Below are 17,707 nucleotides of genomic sequence, written 5' to 3' on the forward strand. Positions count from 1 at the left end.
CGAGCCTCGCGGGCGGGAGGGGGCCGGCACGTCCATCCTGGGATAGATCTCTCTTGATTTGATAATCGTTTTCGATAAGCTCGGGTGATGCTGACGAAGGACGAGGCGGGCGCCATCCAGGCGGAGTGGGACCGCCAGCAGGAGGTCTACCTGCCCTACCGCGAGGAAGCGGCGAGCGCGCTCGTGGACCTGGTGCGGGACAAGGGCTCGCCGGTGCGCGTGCTGGACCTCGCGGGTGGGACGGGCACGCTTGCGCACCGCCTGCTCGCCCGGCTCCCGGAGGCGGAGGTGACCCTGCTCGACTTCAACCCGGTGCTGCGCGCCATCGCCGAGGCGTCGCTGCCCGGGGTCGAGCTGGTGCAGGCCGACCTGGGCTCGCCGGACTGGGTGGACGCGCTGCCGCACAAGCGGTACGACTTCGTGCTGACGATGACCGCGATGCACTGCTTCGCGGCCGAGCCGTTGCGGCGGGTCTACCGGGAAGTGCGCGGCATCCTGGTGCCCGGCGGGGCTTTCGCCAATGCGGACCGGATGATCGACGACGGTCTTCCCGGCTTCGCCGAGCCAGCCGGGTCCGGGGACGCGTGGGTGCGTTGGTGGGCAGGCATCGCAGCTCACCCGGTGCTCGGACCCCTTGTGGGACGACAGGGGCAGTCGGCCGACTTCCATCCGCCCGTGTCGTGGCACGTGGACGCGCTGCGCGCCGCCGGGTTCGCCGGGGTGGGAACCCTGTGGCGGCGGCGCGATCAGGCGGCAGTGCTGGCGATCAACGCTCCCGGTGGACCTGGAACGCCGCGAAGCTCTGGGCCACCGGCATGAGCTCGATGGTGTTGACGTTGAAGTGTGGCGGCTGCGCGGAAACCCAATGCACCGACTCCGCGATGTCCTCCGCGCTCAACGGCTTCATCCCGGCGTAGACGTCGTTCGCCTTGCCCTCGTCGCCGTCGAAGCGCACCACCGAGAACTCGGTGCCACCGCACATGCCCGGTTCGACGCAGGTGACCCTGACACCGGTCCCGTGCAGGTCGCTGCGCAGGTTGAGGCTGAACTGGTGCACGAAGGCCTTGGTGGCGCCGTAGACGTTGCCGCCGGGGTAGGGGTAGGTGCCCGCGATGGACCCGATGTTGATCACGTGGCCGCGGCCGCGCGCCACCATGCCCGGCAGCAGCGCGCGGGTGCAGTAGACCAACCCCTTGCAGTTGGTGTCGATCATCTGTTCCCAGTCGTCGAGATCGGCCTTGTGCGCCGGTTCGAGCCCCTTGGCCAGACCGGCGTTGTTGACCAGGACGTCGATCTCGGCGAACTCGGCGGGCAGGGTGGCGATCGCCGCCTCGACCGCCGTGCGGTCCTGCACGTCCAGTTCGAGCGGGAGCACGTTCGGGCCGAGTTCGCCCGCAAGCTCGGCGAGCTTGTCGGCGCGGCGGGCGGTGGCGACGACCCGCGCGCCCTCCGCGACGAACCGGCGCGCGATGGCGGCTCCGAATCCGGCGCTGGCACCGGTGACGAACACGGTCTTCTGCCTGGTCACAACGATCACCGTTCTGTTCGGGCTGCGATGCTGTCGAGGAAAGTGTGCAACGCGCCGTTGAACTCCTCGGTGCGTTCCAGGTTCGGCATGTGCGCGGCACCTTCCACGACCACCAGTGTGGAGTCCGGCAGCCGGTCGTGCATGAGCCGTGCGTCACTGATCGGCGTGTACTCGTCCTCGGTGCCGACCACCACGAGCGCGGGCACGGCGACCCGGCCGAGCATGTCCAGGTAGTCCGGCCGCTCCGCTCGCCCGAGCAATGCCGCGGCTGCGCCCTCAGGCGGCGCGGCGAGCATCATCCGCAGCACGTGCTCGGCCGCTGCCTCGTCCTCGGCGACCATCTTCCAGAGCACTTCCTCGGCGTACGGCCGCATGCCTTCTCGGAGCAATCGCGCGGCCATCTCGGCGCGGTTGCGCCTGCCGTCCCCGGTCTCCGCCTCGGCCGTCGTGTCGGCCAGCACCAGGCCGGTGATGCGCTCGGGGAACTGGCGGTGGCACTCCATGACGATCTGTCCGCCCATCGACAGCCCGCCGAGCACGAAGCGGTCGGCACCGCGGTGGTCGAGCAGCGTCGCGATGTCCTTCGCGAAGGTGCTCAACAGCGTCTTTCCCGGCACCACAGTGGTTTCACCGTAGCCGCGGAGATCGGCGGCGATCACCCGGAAACCGCGCTCCGCGAAGTGCTCGGTCTGCGGGCGCCACATGCTGCGGTCGAAGGGGTGGCCGTGCACCAGGACGAGCGTCTGCTCGCCGGAGCCGAGGTCGTCGTAGCCGAACGTGATGCCGCCGAGGGTTACCGTGCTCATGACAACGACGCTAAGCAGGCCGATAATCGAGTGCAATGAGCACAATGTTCTCGGAGCAATGAGTGGACGACTACCGGATCATCGCGGACGCCATCGCCGCCGACATCGCCGCCGGTCGCCTCCGGCCGGGCGAGCGGCTGATCCCGCAGCGGCAGTTCGCGCGCAGGCACCGCATCGCAGGCTCGACCGCGGCGCGGGTGTACGGCGAGCTGGTGCGGCGGGGGCTCGCGGTCGGCGAGGTGGGCAGGGGCACGTTCGTCCGTGCCGGCAAGCCACCGCTGGAGACCGCGCTGGCCGAGCCCGGTGGAGCGCGCGTCGACCTCGAACTGAACTTCTCCGTGCTGCCGGAACAGCCGGGTCTGCTCGCACGCAGCATGGAGCGCCTGATGCGCCCCGACGTCTTCGGTACGGCCCTGCAACCCGTTGTGGTGCAAAGCGATCCGGGCACTCGGGAGATCGCTGCGTCGTTGCTGGGGCGGACCGGATGGGCGCCGTCACCGGACAACGTGATCTTCGCGGGCAACGGCAGGCAGGCGATCGCCGCCGCCATCGCCGCGCTCGTTCCGGTGGGCGAACGCCTGGGAGTCGAAGCGCTGACTTATCCGGTGGTGAAAGCGATCGCGGCGCGGCTGGGCATTACGCTCGTGCCGATCCCCATGGACTCCCAAGGCATCGACCCGGATGCGCTCCGCGCCGCCAACGTCCGCGCGGTGTACCTGCAGCCGACCTTGCACAACCCGCTGGGCACGTCGATGCCGCGCAGTCGCCGCGAGGACGTCGCGGACGCGGTGCGGCAGCTGGGGATCTACGCGATCGAGGACACGATCTACACCTTCCTCCGCGACGAGATCGCGCCGCTGGCCGCACTCGCCCCCGAGCGCACGGTGTTGGTGGACAGCCTGTCCAAGCGCATCTCGCCCGGCCTCACTGTGGGATTCCTCGTCGCCCCAACGGATCTCGTGGATCGAATTGCCGGAGCAGTGCGGTCCGGGACGTGGGCAGCGCCCGGCTTCGCGCTGGCGGCGGCGTCGTGCTGGATCTCCGACGGAACCGCCGCCCTGATCGCTTCGGCCAAACGGCAGGACGCGGCGGCTCGACAAGCCTTGGTGCGCAAGGAACTCAGCGATTTCGTGGTCGTCGGGGACATGCAGGCGTACCACTGCTGGTGGGAGCTGCCCGAGGCTTGGCGCGCGGAAACGTTCGTCGCAGCCGCTGCCCGCAGGGGGATCGCGGTCAGCCCGGCGGCAGCGTTCGCGGTCGGCTCGGGCCGTGCTCCCAACGCGGTGCGCGTCGCCACCTCCGCCCCCGCGCCGGACGTCCTCGCGACCGCACTCCGCACGCTCGCCGCCCTCGCCCGCTCATCCCCCGAATTCTCCGAGATCCACTAGGGAAGGAGCAGGCGGACGGGGGTGGCCTCGCGGACGTGGAAGACGACGTCGAACCACTCGTGGAGCGAACCGCCGGACAGGTGGTGGTCGGGCTCGGGGAGCGGGCCGATGACGCGGGTCTTGCGCGCGAGGGAGTCCGAGGGCGGAACGAGGTAGAACGCGTCGAGGTCCACCTGCTCGAACGCGGCCTCTGCGAAATCCGCGGGCGGGGCCGGCACGGGGAAGAGCACATCGCCGTGGTGGAAGGTCAGCCCCACCGACACGAAGTCCGAGCCGTATCGCTCACGCAGATGGCCGCCCGCGGTGGTGGACGGACTGCTGATCGCGGTGTGGGCGAGACCGCCCCAGTAGACGACCTTGTGCCCGGTCCGCTCCTGCCAGGCGATCGTGTTGTCGGCCAGCTGCCGTTCGAGATCGCCCGACGTCGACATCGGCCTGGGCGGGTGCGCGATCCGCACTGGGTCGTGGGGATGCCGCTCGTTGTAGGCGCGAAGCCAGCGAACGGTTTCCAGGATTTCCTCCGTGCGCCAAAAACTCCGTGCTCCGGCGAGCACTTCGCGCGGGTCACCGAGCCCGGAGCGCACGTAGTCGTCGAGGTAGACGCTGGCCACGTCGTCGCCTTCCAAAGCCAGTGATCGGAATCCCTTGTGCTCGACGAGGAATCGAAGGATCCGGTGGGAGAAAAGGGAGAGTTCGCGCGCTGTGCGGGCTGACGCGCCGAGGGCGACGACCTTGGCATCGCCCACCATCACGGCGAAGGACAGCAGGTCATCCTGTGCGGCGGTCGGGTCGACGGAGACGGGCAGGGCGTAGTCGGTGATCGTCATGGCGCCCAGCGTCCAACCTCCACAGCGGTTGAGGTCAAGTCGCGCCAGGCTGTTTCCGCGGATCGGAAGGCGCACTGCTGAAGAATCCCTTCCGGTGGCTCACGTGCTTTTCACCCGCGCTCCAACAGCGTGAAGACATGGAATTGACCAGGCGAACCCTGTTGGCGCTGACGGGAGCAATGGCCTTGAGCGGACCCACTCCTGCTTCTCCCGGCACGACTCGCGCGGCGCTGTTCCGCGGTGTCGGAAAACCGCTCTCCGTCGAGGAGATCCAGCTCGACCCGCCCGGCCCGACCGAGGTCCAGGTCCGCATGGCGGCGGTCGGGCTCTGCCACACCGATCTGCACGTGCTCCGCGGTGAGCGGCAGGTGGCGATGCAGCCGATGGTGCTGGGGCACGAAGGTTCCGGAGTCGTGGAAGCGATCGGGGCCAACGTGCGCGGCGTCGCCGTGGGGGACCACGTCGCGCTGACCTGGCTGCCCGCGTGCGGCGTCTGCCGGTGGTGCCGCGCCGGGCTGCACCACCGCTGCGCCGAGAGCGGACGCATCCTGCGCGGCCCGCAGCTCGACGGCACCTATCGCCGCCGCGACGCCGCCGGAGGCGATGTCGGGTCCTTCTGCCTGGTGGGCGCCTTCGCCGAGCGGACGGTGGTGGACCAGGCGAGCGTGGTCGTCGTCGATCGGAGCCTCCCCCTCGACGTCGTGGCGCTGTCGGCGTGCGGGGTGCCCGCGGGCGTCGGCGCGGTCACCAACGCGGCGCGGGTCCGGCGCGGGGAAACCGTGGTCGTGATCGGTGTGGGCGGTGACGGGATGAACGCCGTGCAGGGAGCCCGCATCGCGGGCGCGCGCGTGGTCATCGCGGTCGACCTCCAGGCGTGGAAGCTCGACGCGGCAAAGAGTTTCGGCGCCACGCACGTGATCCAGGCGGGAGCGGGCGTCGACCTGCCTGCCCGGGTGCGCGAGCTGACCGACGGCGTGGGGGCCGACCACGCGTTCGTCTGCGTCGACCCCGCCGCCACGCTGCTCGACGCCAGCAGGGCGACCGCGGTGGGCGGCACCGTGGTGATGACCGGCCTGACCCCGGAGGGCGTTGCCGCCACACCGATCCCGCCGTCCGAGCTGCTGCGCGGCCAGAAAACGCTGATCGGCTCACTGTACGGCTCGACGAGCCAGCGCACGGGCATCCCGGAGGTGCTGCGGCTCTACCGCGACGGCTCGTTGCGGCTCCGCGAGATGATCACGCGGACCTACCGGCTCGACGAGATCAACCAGGGCTACGCCGACCTCGCCGCCGGGCGGAACTTGCGCGGAGCCGTGGTGTTCAGTTGACGGAGTGAGTGCTCACTCCGCACACTGGGGGCATGACACCCACGGAGAACACCCGGCGGAGGGCCCCGGGGATGAGCGTCGGGGAGCGGCGCTCGATGATCGTCCACGCCGTGCTGCCGCTGCTGGTCGAGCACGGTCCCGCGGTCACCACCAGCCAGATCGCCCGTGCTGCCGGTATCGGCGAGGGCACCATCTTCCGCGCCTTCAAGGACAAGGAGGAGCTGTTCGACGCGTGCACGGCCGAAGCGCTGCGCCCGGACCGCGTGCTGGACGCGATCGCGGAGATCCCGCTCGACCAGCCGCTCGAACAGCGCCTCGCCGAGGCCGCCGACGCGCTCGGCGCGCACCTGGAGCGGATGAGCGCGTTGATGGCGGCGCTGCACCCGCTGGGCAGGGGGCGCCGCTCGCCGATGAAGGGCGGGCGCCGCGAGTCGATGAACGCGATGCGCGAGGCCGTCGCCGAGCTGTTCGCGCCGGACCAGGACCGCCTTCGCCTGCCGGCGGGCCAGCTCGCGTCGCTGTTCCTCGCCCTGCTCTTCAGCGGGAAGCGGCTCAGCCTCGACGACAGCCCGAGCACGCGCGAGATCATCGACGTCTTCCTGCACGGCGCGCTGGGGGCCGCGTGATCCCAGGAGGAGGATTCGAAGCCCTGTTCGCGCGGCGGGGTGGGCGGCGGGCCGCCGCGACGGTGCCCGACAGCGGGCTGACCGGCTCCGCCGACATCCCCGAGGCGGCACCGCCGGAGCGGCCGAAGGGTCTGCGCTCGCGGCTCGCCCGCATGCGCACCTCGGTCGCGGGCACCGTCAGCGGCCTGCCGAAGGTGGCCAGGCTGACCTGGCAGGCGAGCCCGGTGCTGACCATCGTGATCACCCTGATCACCTTGCTGTCCGGACTGCTCCCCACGGTCACCGCCTACGTGGCGAAGCTGTTGCTGGACTCCGTGGTCGCGGCGATCCAGCACCGGGGCAGCACCACCGACATCGTGTGGGTGGCCGTGCTGCAGTTCGGGGTCCTCGCGCTGACCTCGATCAGCGGGGCGGTGACGACCGTCGCGCAGACGCTGTTGCAGGAGCGGATGACGCTCACCGTGCGGCACCAGGTGATGGACCACGCGAGCGAGCTGCACCTGGCCTACTTCGAGGGCTCGGAGTCCTACGACACGCTCCGCCAGGCCGCCCAGGAGGCGCCGCGCCGCCCGCTGTCGATGATGACCTCGGCGTTGCTCCTGCTCCGCTCCGCGATCACGTTCAGCAGCATGATCGCGCTGCTGGTGGTGGTCAGTCCGGTGCTCGCGCTGGTCGCGTTGCTCGCGCCGATCCCGGCGTTCATCTCGCAGTCCAAGTACGGCGCGCGCACCTTCTGGCAGACCTTCGTGATGTCGCCGATCAAGCGGCGGATGGACTACCTGTCCTCCCTCGTCACGACCGACACCTACGCCAAGGAGACCAAGCTCTTCGGCCTCGGCGGCTACTTCGTCGACCGGTTTCGCAAGCTCGGTGAAGTTTCCTATGAGCGCCAACGGAAACTGGCCGTCAAGGGCAGTATCAGCTCGACCTCGTGGGGCTTGCTGAGCACCCTGACGGGCTCGGTGATGGCGCTCTACATCGCCCTGGAGGCCGTCGCGGGCAGGCTCACCCTGGGCGATCTCGCCCTGTACACCGCCGCCGCGACCGCGGTGCAGTCCTCCGTTTCCGGGCTGTTCACGGCTTTTTCGGGGATGTACGAGAACAACCTGTACCTCGACACCCTCTACAAGTTCCTCGCCACCAAGCCGCAGATCGGTCCTCCGACGGCACCGCGCCCGTTTCCGTCCACTGTGGAAGGACACATCGAGTTCCGCGAGGTCACCTTCACCTATCCCGGTGCGGACGAGGCGGCGCTGGACGGGGTGAGCTTCGAGATCCGGCCGGGGGAGACGGTCGCCGTGGTCGGGCGCAACGGCGCGGGCAAGTCGACGCTGTTCAAACTGCTGTGCCGGCTCTACGACCCGACCGGCGGCCAGATCCTGCTCGACGGCGTGGACATCCGCGACTACGACCCGGTCGAGCTGCGGAAACGGATCAGCGCGATGTTCCAGGACTACGTGACCTATCAGGGCACGGCAGCGGAGAACATCGGCCTGGGCGATCTGAACCGCCTTGAGGACCGGGAACACATCGAGGAGTCGGCGCGCCGCGCGGGTACCGACGAACGCATCTCCCGGCTGCCCCGCGGTTATGACAGCCCGCTCGGCCGGTGGTTCGACAAGGGCGTGAGCCTGTCCGGCGGCGAATGGCAGAAGATCGCACTGGCGCGGGCTTTCCACCGCGAGGCTCCGCTGCTCATCCTCGACGAGCCCACCTCGGCGTTGGACGCGCAGGCCGAGCACGAGCTCTTCTCGCGGCTGCGCGAACTGGCTTCCGGGAGGACGACGCTCTACATCTCCCACCGCTTCTCCACCGTGCGGCAGGCGGAGCGCATTCTATTGCTGGAAAAGGGGAAGGTCGCCGAGTACGGCACGCACGAGGAACTGATGGCGGCCGGCGCGGGCTACGCCGAGCTGTTCGAGCTGCAGGCCCAGGCCTACCTGGCCGACCGCTAGGGCGTAGAGGAAGGGCCCTTCGCCGATCCCCATCGCGAAGGGCCCTTCCTGCGGCGTCGGGGCCGACAGTATTGTGCCTTCCCGGAACGGCGCGTGAACCGCGTATGAGCATGCTTCAGGCTGCTCTGAATCCCCTGGAAGGGAAACAACGTTCAAGCGTTCGCGATGACACGCTTGTCGTAGCCCGCGCCGACCAGTCGCTCGTATGCCACCCAAACGTCGGCGGGCATCTCCTGTGGGAGCGCCAAGCCCTGCTCGCCGTAGACGCGGATCCGCTGAGTGTCCGCGACGACGGTGTTGATGACGCGGTCGTCGTCACCGATCCCGGCCAGGTAGTCCTCCAAGCCGATGTCCTGCGACGCACAGACCACCTCTACCTCCGGCCAGATCCTGCGGCACGAGGCATAGGCGCGACGCTGCTGGTACGGCCGCGACACCAGCATCACCGACGAGATCTCCCGTGTTCCCAACAGGGCGCGCGACAGCTCGATGTTCGCGCCCGTGTGCTTCGCCGCATGCTCCACCAACACCGCGTCATCAGGCACGCCTAGGGAAAGCGCCTGCTCGCGGTAGTGGACCGCCTCCCCGCGCGGGAATCGGTCCACTGTGGTCGGTGCGTTGGACCCGCTGAAGACGATCAGCGGGAACCAGCCGTCGTGGAACAACTCCGCCGTGCGCGTGGCCACGCCCAGGTCGTGACTGCCGAGGCCGATCGCCACGTCGCACCGGCGGAGTTCGTGTCCCATGTGGTTGTAGTCCCACAACAGCTGGACATCGGCCAGGAGGTCAGCCACCGACGTAGGCCGCCAGGTGCTTGCCGGTGAGCGTGGTGGGGGAGGCGACCAGCTCGGCGGGGGTGCCCTCGAAAACGATCTTTCCGCCGTCGTGGCCCGCGCCGGGGCCGAGGTCGATGATCCAGTCCGCGTGCGCCATGACCGCCTGGTGGTGCTCCACGACGATCACGGACTTGCCGGAGTCGACGAGCCGGTCCAGCAGGCCGAGCAGCTGCTCGACGTCGGCGAGGTGCAGACCGGTCGTGGGCTCGTCGAGCACGTAGACGCCGCCCTTCTCGGCCATGTGCGTGGCCAGCTTGAGCCGCTGGCGCTCGCCGCCGGACAGGGTGGTCAGCGGCTGGCCGAGGCTCAGGTAGCCCAGCCCGACGTCGACCAGCCGGTCGAGGATCGCGTGCGCGGCCGGGATGCGCGCCTCGCCTTCGCCGAAGAACTCCCTGGCGTCGGTGACCGACATCGCGAGCACCTCGCTGATGTCCTTGCCGGTGTCACTGCCGCCGAGTCGATATTTCAACACTGCCGCCTGGAACCGCTTGCCCTCGCACTCCTCGCACGGGTTGGCGATCCCGGCCATCAGCGCCAGGTCGCTGTAGATGACTCCCGCGCCGTTGCAGGTGGGGCACGCCCCCTCGGAGTTCGCGCTGAACAGTGCGGGCTTCACCCCGTTGGCCTTGGCGAAGGCCTTGCGGATCGGCTCCAGCAGCCCCGTGTAGGTGGCCGGGTTGCTCCGGCGCGAGCCGCGGATCGCGCCCTGGTCGATCGACACCACACCGGCTCCGGCGGGCACCGACCCGTGCACGAGTGAGCTCTTGCCGGAGCCCGCGACACCGGTGATCACGCAGAGCACGCCGAGCGGGATGTCCACGTCGACCTTCTGCAGGTTGTGCTTCGTGGCACCGCGGATCTCCAGCGCGCCGGTGGCCTTGCGCACCGTCTTCTTGAGCTTGGCCCGGTCGTCGAGGTGGCGGCCGGTGATCGTGTCGCTGGCCCGCAGCCCCTCGACGGTGCCCTCGAAGCAGATGGTGCCGCCCGCGGTCCCGGCGCCGGGCCCGAGGTCGACGACGTGGTCGGCGATGGCGATGGCCTCCGGCTTGTGCTCGACGACGAGCACCGTGTTCCCCTTGTCCCGCAACTGCACCAGCAGCTCGTTCATCCGCTGGATGTCGTGCGGGTGCAGGCCGATGGTCGGCTCGTCGAAGACGTAGGTGACGTCGGTCAGGGCCGAGCCGAGGTGGCGGATCATCTTGACCCGCTGCGCCTCACCGCCGGAGAGCGTGCCGGCGGGCCGCTCCAGCGAGAGGTAGCCCAGCCCGATCTCCACGAACGAGTCGAGGGTGTGCTGCAGCTTCTCCAGCAGCGTCGACACCGACGGCTCGGTGAGGCCGCGGACCCACTCGGCGAGGTCGCTGATCTGCATCGCGCACGCGTCGGCGATGCTGATCTTCTTGATCTTCGAGGAGCGGGCCAGCTCGCTGAGCCGGGTGCCCGCGCACTCGGGGCAGGTGGTGAAGGTGACCGCGCGCTCGACGAACGCGCGGATGTGCGGCTGCATCGACTCCTTGTCCTTGGACAGGAACGACTTCTGGATCTGCGGCACCAGGCCCATGTAGGTCAGGTTGACGCCGTCGACCTTGATCTTGGTGGCGTCCCTGTAGAGCAGGTCGTGCAGCTGCTTCTTGGTGAACTTGCGGATCGGCTTGTCCGGGTCGAAGAAACCGCAGCCGCGGTAGATGCGCCCGTACCAGCCCTCCATGCTGTAGCCGGGGATGGTGATGGCGCCCTCGTTGAGCGACTTGTTCTCGTCGTAGAGCTGGGTCAGGTCGATGTCGTTGACCGAACCGCGGCCCTCGCAGCGCGGGCACATGCCGCCGGTGATGCTGAACTCGCGGCGCTCCTTGACCTTCTGCCCGGCCTTCTCGATGGTGACCGCGCCCGCCCCGCTGATGGAGGCGACGTTGAAGGAGAACGCCTGCGGGGAGCCGATGTGCGGTTTGCCGATCCGGCTGAACAGGATGCGCAGCATCGCGTTGGCGTCGGTCGCGGTGCCGACCGTGGAGCGCGGGTCGGCGCCGAGCCGCTGCTGGTCCACGATGATCGCGGTGGTCAGCCCTTCGAGCACGTCGACCTCGGGGCGCGCCAGGGACGGCATGAAGCCCTGGACGAAGGCGCTGTAGGTCTCGTTGATCAGCCGCTGCGACTCGGCGGCGATGGTGCTGAACACCAGCGAGCTCTTGCCGGACCCCGAGACGCCGGTGAACACCGTCAGCCTGCGCTTCGGGATCTCGACGCTGACGTCCTTGAGGTTGTTCACGCGCGCTCCGTGCACGCGGATCAGGTCGTGGCTGTCAGCGAGGTGCGACGCAGGCGGCTGCGTCTTCTTCTTCGTGGCCATGCTCGTTCGTCTCCGTAGCTGTTGCGCGGTGGCCGCCTGCGTCGTCGCGGCGAGGGGGATCGGGGTCAGCTGGTTTGCTGGATGCGGATCGTGTTGCCCGCGGGGTCGCGCACGGCGCAGTCACGAACGCCGTAGGGCTGGTCGGCGGGTTCCTGGATGACCTCGGCGTTGCCGGCCACCAGCTTCGCGAAGGTGCCGTCGACGTCGGGCGTCGCCAGGACGATGCCACCGTAGGTGCCTTTGGCCATCATCTCGGTGATGGTGCGGCGCTCGTCCTCGGTGATGCCGGGGTCGACCGCGGGCGGGTGCAGCACGATGGACGTCCGCGGCTGGCCGACGGGACCGACCGTGATCCAGCGCAGGCCGTTGTAGCCGACGTCGTTGCGGACCTCGAAACCGAGCGTGTCGCGGTAGAAGGCCAGGGCGGCCTCCGGGTCGTCCTGGGGCAGGAAGCTGGCATGAATATTCAAATCCATGCCGGTCAGGCTATGTGTGGCCGGATGCCCGCGCTTCTCGATTCCTGATCGGTCTGGTCACCTGTTTGGCCACGCACGACGGGATCCCGGCCGTCGCGTCCGCCTGCTGCTGCCGGTATGCGCTCGGCGGCATGCCCACCAGCTCGGTGAAGCGGGTGCTGAAGGTGCCCAGCGACGAACAGCCCACCTCGAAGCAGACCTCGGTGACGCTGAGGTCGCCGCGCCGCAGCAACGCCATGGCCCGCTCGATGCGCCGGGTCATCAGGTAGCCGTACGGTGACTCTCCGTAGGCGATCCGGAACTGGCGGCTGAGGTGACCCGCCGACATGTTCACCCCGCGGGCGAGCGCCTCGACGTCGAGCGGCTGCGCGTACTCCCGGTCGATCCGGTCGCGGACCCGGCGCAGCCTCGCGAGGTCCCGCAGGTGCTGCTCCGGGGTCGGCTTGCTGGTCACAGGCGCGATGGTGCCACAAGTTCGGGCAGGTCAGGGACCGAACGCCGCCACGAACGCGGCCTTGCCGCCGAGAACCGGCACGACGAGCCGGGTGTGGTCGAGCGCGACCGCGATGCCCGCGCCCGGCCTGGGACGGAGGGTGTAGTCGCGGTCACTGGAGAGCACGACCAGCTCGAGCTTGTTGCCCGCGGGCAGGACGTGATCCATCGGCTGCAGTTCAACGGTGAGTGAGTACTGCTCTCCCGGCTTCACCGGCTCGGTGCGGTCGAGCCGCCCGCGGTTCTGCGGGTCGGCCCAGCCACGCGTGATCACCTTCGCGGTGCCGTCCGGCGCGCGGTCGACCAGGACCGCGGTCACGTTCGCGGCGGGGCGGTCGAAGGAGAGCTCCAGCTCCGCCTTGATAGCGCCGCTGACGCGCAGTGCCCGCTTGGCCGCAGGTGTCGCGTACGCCAGCCGGGTGTCGGAGTTCGGCAACGTGATCAGCTGCTCGACCTTCTTGCTCGCGTCGTCGACCAGCTTCTCCACGCCACGAGCGGGCTTGAGACCGAGACCTCCGGTGGCCGCGCCGCCCGGCTGTGGGTGGAGCGAGACGTCACTGCTGCCCGGAACGGGCCAGTCGGCTTCGGTGGCCCAACTGTTGTCCTCGCGCTGAATGGTGACGCGGGGCTCCGCTTCGACGTTGTTCTGGTGGCCGAACAGGTAGCGGGTGAACCATCGGTTGAGCGCCTTCTGCCACTCTTCCTTGCGCACGTTCACCGGGTCGCCGTGCTCGTGCCGATGCCACCAGATCTTGACCGGCACCTTGTTCGCCTTCAAAGCGCTGTACCACTGCGCGGCCTGCTTGGTCTTGACGTTCCAGTCGTTCAACCCGTGCGCGATCAGCGTCGCCGCGCGCACCTTGTTTGCGTCGTTGAGGTAGTTGCGCTCGTCCCAGAACGGGCTGTAGTCACCGGTGAGGCGGTCTTGCTTCTCGGTGAGTTCGTTGATGACGGGTTTGCAGATCTCGCGGTCCGCGCGGCTGTTGACCCGCGTGGCGAGCCAGTCCGCATCCTCGCCTTGGTAAGCGCCTGGCGCGACAACAGCGCCACCGGCGCGGTAGTAGTCGTACCAACGGGAAATGGCCGCCATCGGCACGATCGCCTCAAGGCCCTTCACGCCGGTGGAAGCCACAGCGTTCGGCAGCGTGCCGTTATAAGACAGACCCGTCATGGCCGTCTTGCCCGTGGTCCACGAAGCCACCGAGGGCTTGTTGTTGATATCGCGCGCCGTAGTGCGGCCATTGAGCCAATCCACCACCGAACGCGCACCGATGGTCTCGTTGCGGCCGCCCGAAGTCGGGCAACCCGTGGACTCGCCAGTCCCAAGGGAATCCGCGTACACCAAGGCGTAGCCGCGGGCGAGGTAGTACTTCTCGTCTGCGTGCTCCGGAATGTCACGGGGACTCGGGCCGGAGCTGCCCAGCGCCGCCGACACTCGCGGGTCTTTCTCCGGCCCAGCGTCCGGAACGTCCCGGCGGTCCGGTCTGCGCGGCCAGCCCGGTACGTACAGGTCGACGTCCACATTGTGCTTCGGAGGCCGCTGCCCACCGCCGAAGTACGGACTGATCCGGAAGATGACGGGCGATTTCAAGCTCTGGTTCGTCGCGCGGAGCCGCAACACCTCCGTGCGCACCTCGTCGTCCTTGCCGTCCCGATCGCTGTCGATCGGAGCCCGGACGAACACCTTCTCCCGCACGACATCCGCCGGGTCGAACACTGGCTGCGCCTCGCCGTGGGCGAACACCGGTTGCTGCGGCGGCGCGGTGGCCCCGGTCAGCGGCAACACCACCATCGCCGCCAGCAGGACGGTCCGTGCACGCCTCATCGGCTTCTCCCTGAAATGTCACTTCGCGGAGCAACGCGCTGAGAATAGTATTGAGCACGGCCCCTCGATTCCATTTCGGGGCGAGAAGACACTGATGGGGTGAAGTCGTTCTTTTCGTGGCTGTCCGAATTCTGCTCGTGCGAGCAACCTCGGAGTTCGATGCGCGTCCCTGTGCAAAGATCGGCCCCTCACCGGGTTTCTCCGGTGAGGGGCCGATCCGTGCTCAGCAGTTGCCGTCGGTGCGGGCGGTGTACTCGTACGCGCCTCCCGGACCGGTCGAGCCGTTGGCGACGAAACCGAGCTTGACGGTGCCGTGGTCGGCAACGCACTTGTAGTGGTCGTGCCGCCAGCCCACGGCCATGTTGCCCGTCATGACGTTGAGCCGAAAAGGTTTGGGCGCGCAGTTGTTGTACATGTACTCCACGCCGCCGCTCACCGACCGCGTGTAGTTGCCGCACGTCGCGGCTTCGGCCTCGCCGACCGAGGCCAAGAGGGAACTGGCCGCGACGGCCGTCGAAACAAGCATGGCAACAGTGAACTGGCGGGAAAGCATCCGGAAACCTCATTCAAGACAGGGAGCCTGACAGGTCGGCCAGGGTAGAAGTCCCGCCATCTCGCCGGGTGTTGTGTCCCTGTGAATTTGGGATAATGGTGAACCCATAGGTGCTGGTCAACGCCCCGACCTGACCTCCTGTCAGCTCGGGCGGATGCAGACTGTCGACGTCGCGCAAAACAGTGACAGGCACTGGCGACGCAAGGCGCACTCATGGCTTCACAGGTACTCAGGCGGAGAGATTTCCCTCCGAATCCTCTGCCGCGAACAGTACTTCCCTCCCGTCTGGCTTCGCCGTTGGCTGCTTGGCCGTACGACCTTCGACATGCGGCTGTATCCCTGTGGCTGAACGCCTGGGGTTCCGGCAACCGAAGCCGCAGCTCAGGCGGGGTGCTCGGGGGCGTTCCTGCTCAAGATCTGAGCGAAGTGCGCGGCGGACCCAGGGAGCATGAACGGAAGTCCCGTAGCGATCGGGCGTCTTCCTCGAAACCTTGACGACAATGCTCTTCGCTCGGGCGCTCAATGGTTAATGAATCATTCAACCAAGGCGGTTGGTCGCCTGCGGCAGGGCAGGAGTCGAAGATTTCTGATCTTGAAATCAAGCTGAAGGGTGAGGAGTTGCCGGGTCCAGGAGGAACTCTCCGGGTGGGCCAGGATGGCTTGTTGATTGATCGTGAACACTGATCCACACGGTGAGGTGACTCAGGTCCCTGTGCCACGACCGGGCGACTTGGTGAAGTACGTCCCTGTTCGGGTCATCGCTCCGACGTCGACTGTTCGTCATGCTGGGGGCGTCTACCAACGGAGCCGTTGACCGGCGTGACGTGTGAGCGGTGCAGGAGGGGGCAGTTGGCCTGCCCCCCTGCTCGCCTGAGGATGGACAGCCTGGAAGCCTGCTTGGCTCACGGGACGTCCACCGTCTGGTTCGAAGGTGGCGGCGGAGCGGGCTGGGCGCCGGCGGACCGCAGCGGACGAAAAAGTTCAAGCCCTGACTAGTTTGTGCTGGTCAGGGCTTGCTTGAGATGGTGCCCCCGGCAGGAATCGAACCTGCGACACACGGTTTAGGAAACCGATGCTCTATCCCCTGAGCTACGAGGGCGGGCAGTCCGGCTAGATCATACGACCGCCGCCAAGCCGGTTGGAGGGTGGGCCGCTTCGACGGTGTTGATGGGCTGGCATTGACCCGAGAGCGTGACGCGAGCCACAGTTCGGAAAGGTTGTTTCCGAATTGCGGAGGTTCCGATGGAGATCGAACTGTCCCGCCGCACCCTGCTCCGCGGCGTCGCGGGCGCGAGCCTGGCCGTGGGCGCCGGGCTGTACACCGCGACGCCGGCCCTGGCCGTCCCGGCTCCGGCCATCACCAACTGCGCGGGCTGGAACGCGCGGCCCGCGAAGTCGACGCCGCAGCTGCTCGACCACAAGCCGACGGTGCTGATCGTGCACCAGACCGAGACCCCGAACTCCACGGACTACAGCAAGGCGCACGCCTACTCGATGGCCCGTTCCATCCAGAACCACCACATGGACAGCAACGGGTGGATCGACAGCGGGCAGCAGTTCACGATCAGCCGCGGCGGGCACGTCCTGGAGGGGCGGCACCGCAGCCTGTCCGCGCTCAAGGGCGGCAAGCAGCACGTGCTCGGCGCGCACGTCGGTGGGCACAACACCACGCACATCGGGATCGAGAACGAGGGGACCTACCACACCGTCACGCCACCGGACCAGCTGTGGGCCTCGCTGGTGACGATGTGCGCCTACATCTGCCAGCAGTACGGAATCAAGGTGGCGAACATCAAGGGCCATCGTGACTACAACGCGACTGACTGTCCTGGCAACAAGCTTTACAGCATGTTGCCAAAGCTGAGGCAGGACGTGTCCAAGCTGCTGGGCTGACCTGGCGGGAGTTCGTCGCCGGTAACCCTCCGTTTGCCGCTGTTCCCCGAGTGGGTGTCGCGCCGGAGCCCCTGACGTGGTGAGATAACCGGACCGTAACGCCGGTGGGTGATACTGCCCATCGGTACAAGCCCATGAACACGACGCGTCAGTCGGGGAGGCGTCCGTGATCAAAGTTCTGTTGGTGGATGACGAGGACCTTGTTCGATCCGGCCTTCGAATGATCTTGTCGAGTGCCGGTGACATCGAGGTTGTCGGGGAGTGTGACGACGGTTGCCTGGTGGTGGACCGGGTGCGGCAACTGCGCCCGCACGTGGTCCTGCTGGACATCCGGATGCGCACCACGGACGGCCTGTCCGCCCTGCGACGGCTGCGTGCGCTGCCGGACCCGCCTCGGGTCGCCATGCTGACCACCTTCGACATAGATGAGTACGTCAGCGAGGCCCTGCGCCTCGGTGCCAGCGGTTTCCTGTTGAAGGACACCGAACCCGCCCAGCTCGTCCGGGCGGTGCGCGATGTGGCGCGCGGTGGCGCGGTGCTCGATCCCGGGGTCGCCGCGCGCGTGCTCGCCGCGGTGGCCAACGGGGAGCGCGCCGCCGAGCCCGCCCGCACGTTGCTCGGGTCCCTGTCCGAGCGCGAACGGGAGGTCCTCGCCCTGATCGGGCAGGGCATGTCCAACGCCGAGATCGGTGGTGCCCTGCACCTGTCCGAGGCCACGGTGAAGGGCTACGTGTCCTCGGTGCTCGGCAAGATCGGGGCGGTGAACCGGGTACAGGCCGCGTTGGTCGCGTACCGCGGTGGGTTGATCGCTTGACCGGGTGACCCGT

16 protein-coding genes and 1 tRNA gene are annotated in these 17,707 nt (G+C 68.3%); 7 read left to right on the forward strand and 10 right to left on the reverse strand.

All coding sequences use genetic code 11. The annotated features are described in order from the left end of the window. Positions 1-87: 87 nt before the first annotated feature. Entirely contained in the window at positions 88-819 is a 732-nt protein-coding gene (locus tag BLT28_RS31630; protein ID WP_063766512.1) for a class I SAM-dependent methyltransferase, read from the forward strand. Here the strand turns inward: BLT28_RS31630 and BLT28_RS31635 are convergent. Then, the gene (locus BLT28_RS31635) at positions 767-1,528 is read right to left on the reverse strand and encodes an SDR family oxidoreductase (protein WP_043810176.1); all 762 of its coding nucleotides are present in this window, start codon (positions 1,526-1,528) and stop codon (positions 767-769) included. The two genes, BLT28_RS31630 and BLT28_RS31635, sit on opposite strands and share 53 nt — an antisense overlap. A 5-nt stretch (positions 1,529-1,533) precedes the next feature. After that, on the reverse strand, positions 1,534-2,334 hold the full coding sequence (locus BLT28_RS31640; protein ID WP_030427019.1) for an alpha/beta fold hydrolase: 801 nt from the start codon (positions 2,332-2,334) through the stop codon (positions 1,534-1,536). Between the two features lie 62 nt (positions 2,335-2,396). Between BLT28_RS31640 and BLT28_RS31645 the strand changes: the two genes are divergently transcribed. Further along, positions 2,397-3,722, forward strand: a complete 1,326-nt coding sequence (locus BLT28_RS31645) for an aminotransferase-like domain-containing protein (RefSeq protein ID WP_030427018.1) — start codon at positions 2,397-2,399, stop codon at positions 3,720-3,722. Here the strand turns inward: BLT28_RS31645 and BLT28_RS31650 are convergent. Beyond that, positions 3,719-4,549, reverse strand: coding sequence for an erythromycin esterase family protein (locus BLT28_RS31650; RefSeq protein ID WP_030427017.1), 831 nt, complete (start codon positions 4,547-4,549; stop codon positions 3,719-3,721). The genes BLT28_RS31645 and BLT28_RS31650 overlap by 4 nt on opposite strands. 137 nt (positions 4,550-4,686) lie before the next feature. On the opposite strand from BLT28_RS31650, the gene BLT28_RS31655 reads away from it, so the two are divergent. From BLT28_RS31655 to BLT28_RS31665, 3 genes are all read left to right on the forward strand, one after another. Then, positions 4,687-5,877, forward strand: coding sequence for a Zn-dependent alcohol dehydrogenase (locus BLT28_RS31655; RefSeq protein WP_197683919.1), 1,191 nt, complete (start codon positions 4,687-4,689; stop codon positions 5,875-5,877). Positions 5,878-5,948: 71 nt separating this feature from the next. Then, positions 5,949-6,503, forward strand: coding sequence for a TetR/AcrR family transcriptional regulator (locus BLT28_RS31660; RefSeq protein WP_030427015.1), 555 nt, complete (start codon positions 5,949-5,951; stop codon positions 6,501-6,503). A gap of 62 nt (positions 6,504-6,565) precedes the next feature. After that, positions 6,566-8,458 (forward strand): ABC transporter ATP-binding protein, encoded by a 1,893-nt coding sequence (locus BLT28_RS31665; RefSeq protein WP_043810173.1) that lies wholly within the window; start codon positions 6,566-6,568, stop codon positions 8,456-8,458. Positions 8,459-8,610: 152 nt separating this feature from the next. Here BLT28_RS31665 and BLT28_RS31670 read toward each other — a convergent pair whose 3' ends face one another. The 7 genes from BLT28_RS31670 to BLT28_RS31700 form a co-directional block, all read right to left on the reverse strand. Then, positions 8,611-9,204: a YdcF family protein gene (locus BLT28_RS31670; RefSeq protein WP_081899992.1), complete on the reverse strand. Its 594-nt coding sequence runs from the start codon at positions 9,202-9,204 to the stop codon at positions 8,611-8,613. Between the two features lie 40 nt (positions 9,205-9,244). Next, a complete protein-coding gene (locus BLT28_RS31675; protein WP_030427012.1) occupies positions 9,245-11,641 on the reverse strand; it encodes an ATP-binding cassette domain-containing protein in 2,397 nt (798 codons plus the stop codon). A 65-nt stretch (positions 11,642-11,706) separates the two neighbouring features. Beyond that, entirely contained in the window at positions 11,707-12,117 is a 411-nt protein-coding gene (locus BLT28_RS31680; protein ID WP_030427011.1) for a VOC family protein, read from the reverse strand. A 10-nt stretch (positions 12,118-12,127) separates the two neighbouring features. Further along, positions 12,128-12,571: a helix-turn-helix transcriptional regulator gene (locus tag BLT28_RS31685; RefSeq protein WP_030427010.1), complete on the reverse strand. Its 444-nt coding sequence runs from the start codon at positions 12,569-12,571 to the stop codon at positions 12,128-12,130. Positions 12,572-12,601: 30 nt separating this feature from the next. Next, a complete protein-coding gene (locus tag BLT28_RS31690; protein ID WP_030427009.1) occupies positions 12,602-14,434 on the reverse strand; it encodes a Xaa-Pro dipeptidyl-peptidase in 1,833 nt (610 codons plus the stop codon). Positions 14,435-14,657: 223 nt separating this feature from the next. Continuing rightward, positions 14,658-14,960, reverse strand: a complete 303-nt coding sequence (locus tag BLT28_RS31695; RefSeq protein WP_083383805.1) for a hypothetical protein — start codon at positions 14,958-14,960, stop codon at positions 14,658-14,660. A gap of 1,050 nt (positions 14,961-16,010) precedes the next feature. Then, positions 16,011-16,086 (reverse strand) — tRNA-Arg (locus tag BLT28_RS31700). A 143-nt stretch (positions 16,087-16,229) separates the two neighbouring features. On the opposite strand from BLT28_RS31700, the gene BLT28_RS31705 reads away from it, so the two are divergent. After that, the gene (locus tag BLT28_RS31705) at positions 16,230-16,880 is read left to right on the forward strand and encodes a peptidoglycan recognition protein family protein (protein ID WP_030427007.1); all 651 of its coding nucleotides are present in this window, start codon (positions 16,230-16,232) and stop codon (positions 16,878-16,880) included. A 166-nt stretch (positions 16,881-17,046) separates the two neighbouring features. Then, entirely contained in the window at positions 17,047-17,694 is a 648-nt protein-coding gene (locus BLT28_RS31710) for a response regulator (protein ID WP_030427006.1), read from the forward strand. Positions 17,695-17,707 lie beyond the last annotated feature (13 nt).

The sequence above is a fragment of the Allokutzneria albata genome (assembly GCF_900103775.1).
Classification (GTDB): domain Bacteria; phylum Actinomycetota; class Actinomycetes; order Mycobacteriales; family Pseudonocardiaceae; genus Allokutzneria; species Allokutzneria albata.

Bases quoted from the DNA above. Each gene is read 5' to 3' on its own strand.
- BLT28_RS31680 (WP_030427011.1), bottom strand. From the start codon at position 12,117: ATGGATTTGAATATTCATGCCAGCTTCCTGCCCCAGGACGACCCGGAG.
- BLT28_RS31640 (WP_030427019.1), bottom strand. From the start codon at position 2,334: ATGAGCACGGTAACCCTCGGCGGCATCACGTTCGGCTACGACGACCTC.
- BLT28_RS31690 (WP_030427009.1), bottom strand. From the start codon at position 14,434: ATGAGGCGTGCACGGACCGTCCTGCTGGCGGCGATGGTGGTGTTGCCG.
- BLT28_RS31655 (WP_197683919.1), top strand. From the start codon at position 4,687: ATGGAATTGACCAGGCGAACCCTGTTGGCGCTGACGGGAGCAATGGCC.
- BLT28_RS31630 (WP_063766512.1), top strand. From the start codon at position 88: ATGCTGACGAAGGACGAGGCGGGCGCCATCCAGGCGGAGTGGGACCGC.
- BLT28_RS31650 (WP_030427017.1), bottom strand. From the start codon at position 4,549: ATGACGATCACCGACTACGCCCTGCCCGTCTCCGTCGACCCGACCGCC.
- BLT28_RS31695 (WP_083383805.1), bottom strand. From the start codon at position 14,960: ATGCTTGTTTCGACGGCCGTCGCGGCCAGTTCCCTCTTGGCCTCGGTC.
- BLT28_RS31670 (WP_081899992.1), bottom strand. From the start codon at position 9,204: ATGGGACACGAACTCCGCCGGTGCGACGTGGCGATCGGCCTCGGCAGT.
- BLT28_RS31675 (WP_030427012.1), bottom strand. From the start codon at position 11,641: ATGGCCACGAAGAAGAAGACGCAGCCGCCTGCGTCGCACCTCGCTGAC.
- BLT28_RS31660 (WP_030427015.1), top strand. From the start codon at position 5,949: ATGAGCGTCGGGGAGCGGCGCTCGATGATCGTCCACGCCGTGCTGCCG.
- BLT28_RS31705 (WP_030427007.1), top strand. From the start codon at position 16,230: ATGGAGATCGAACTGTCCCGCCGCACCCTGCTCCGCGGCGTCGCGGGC.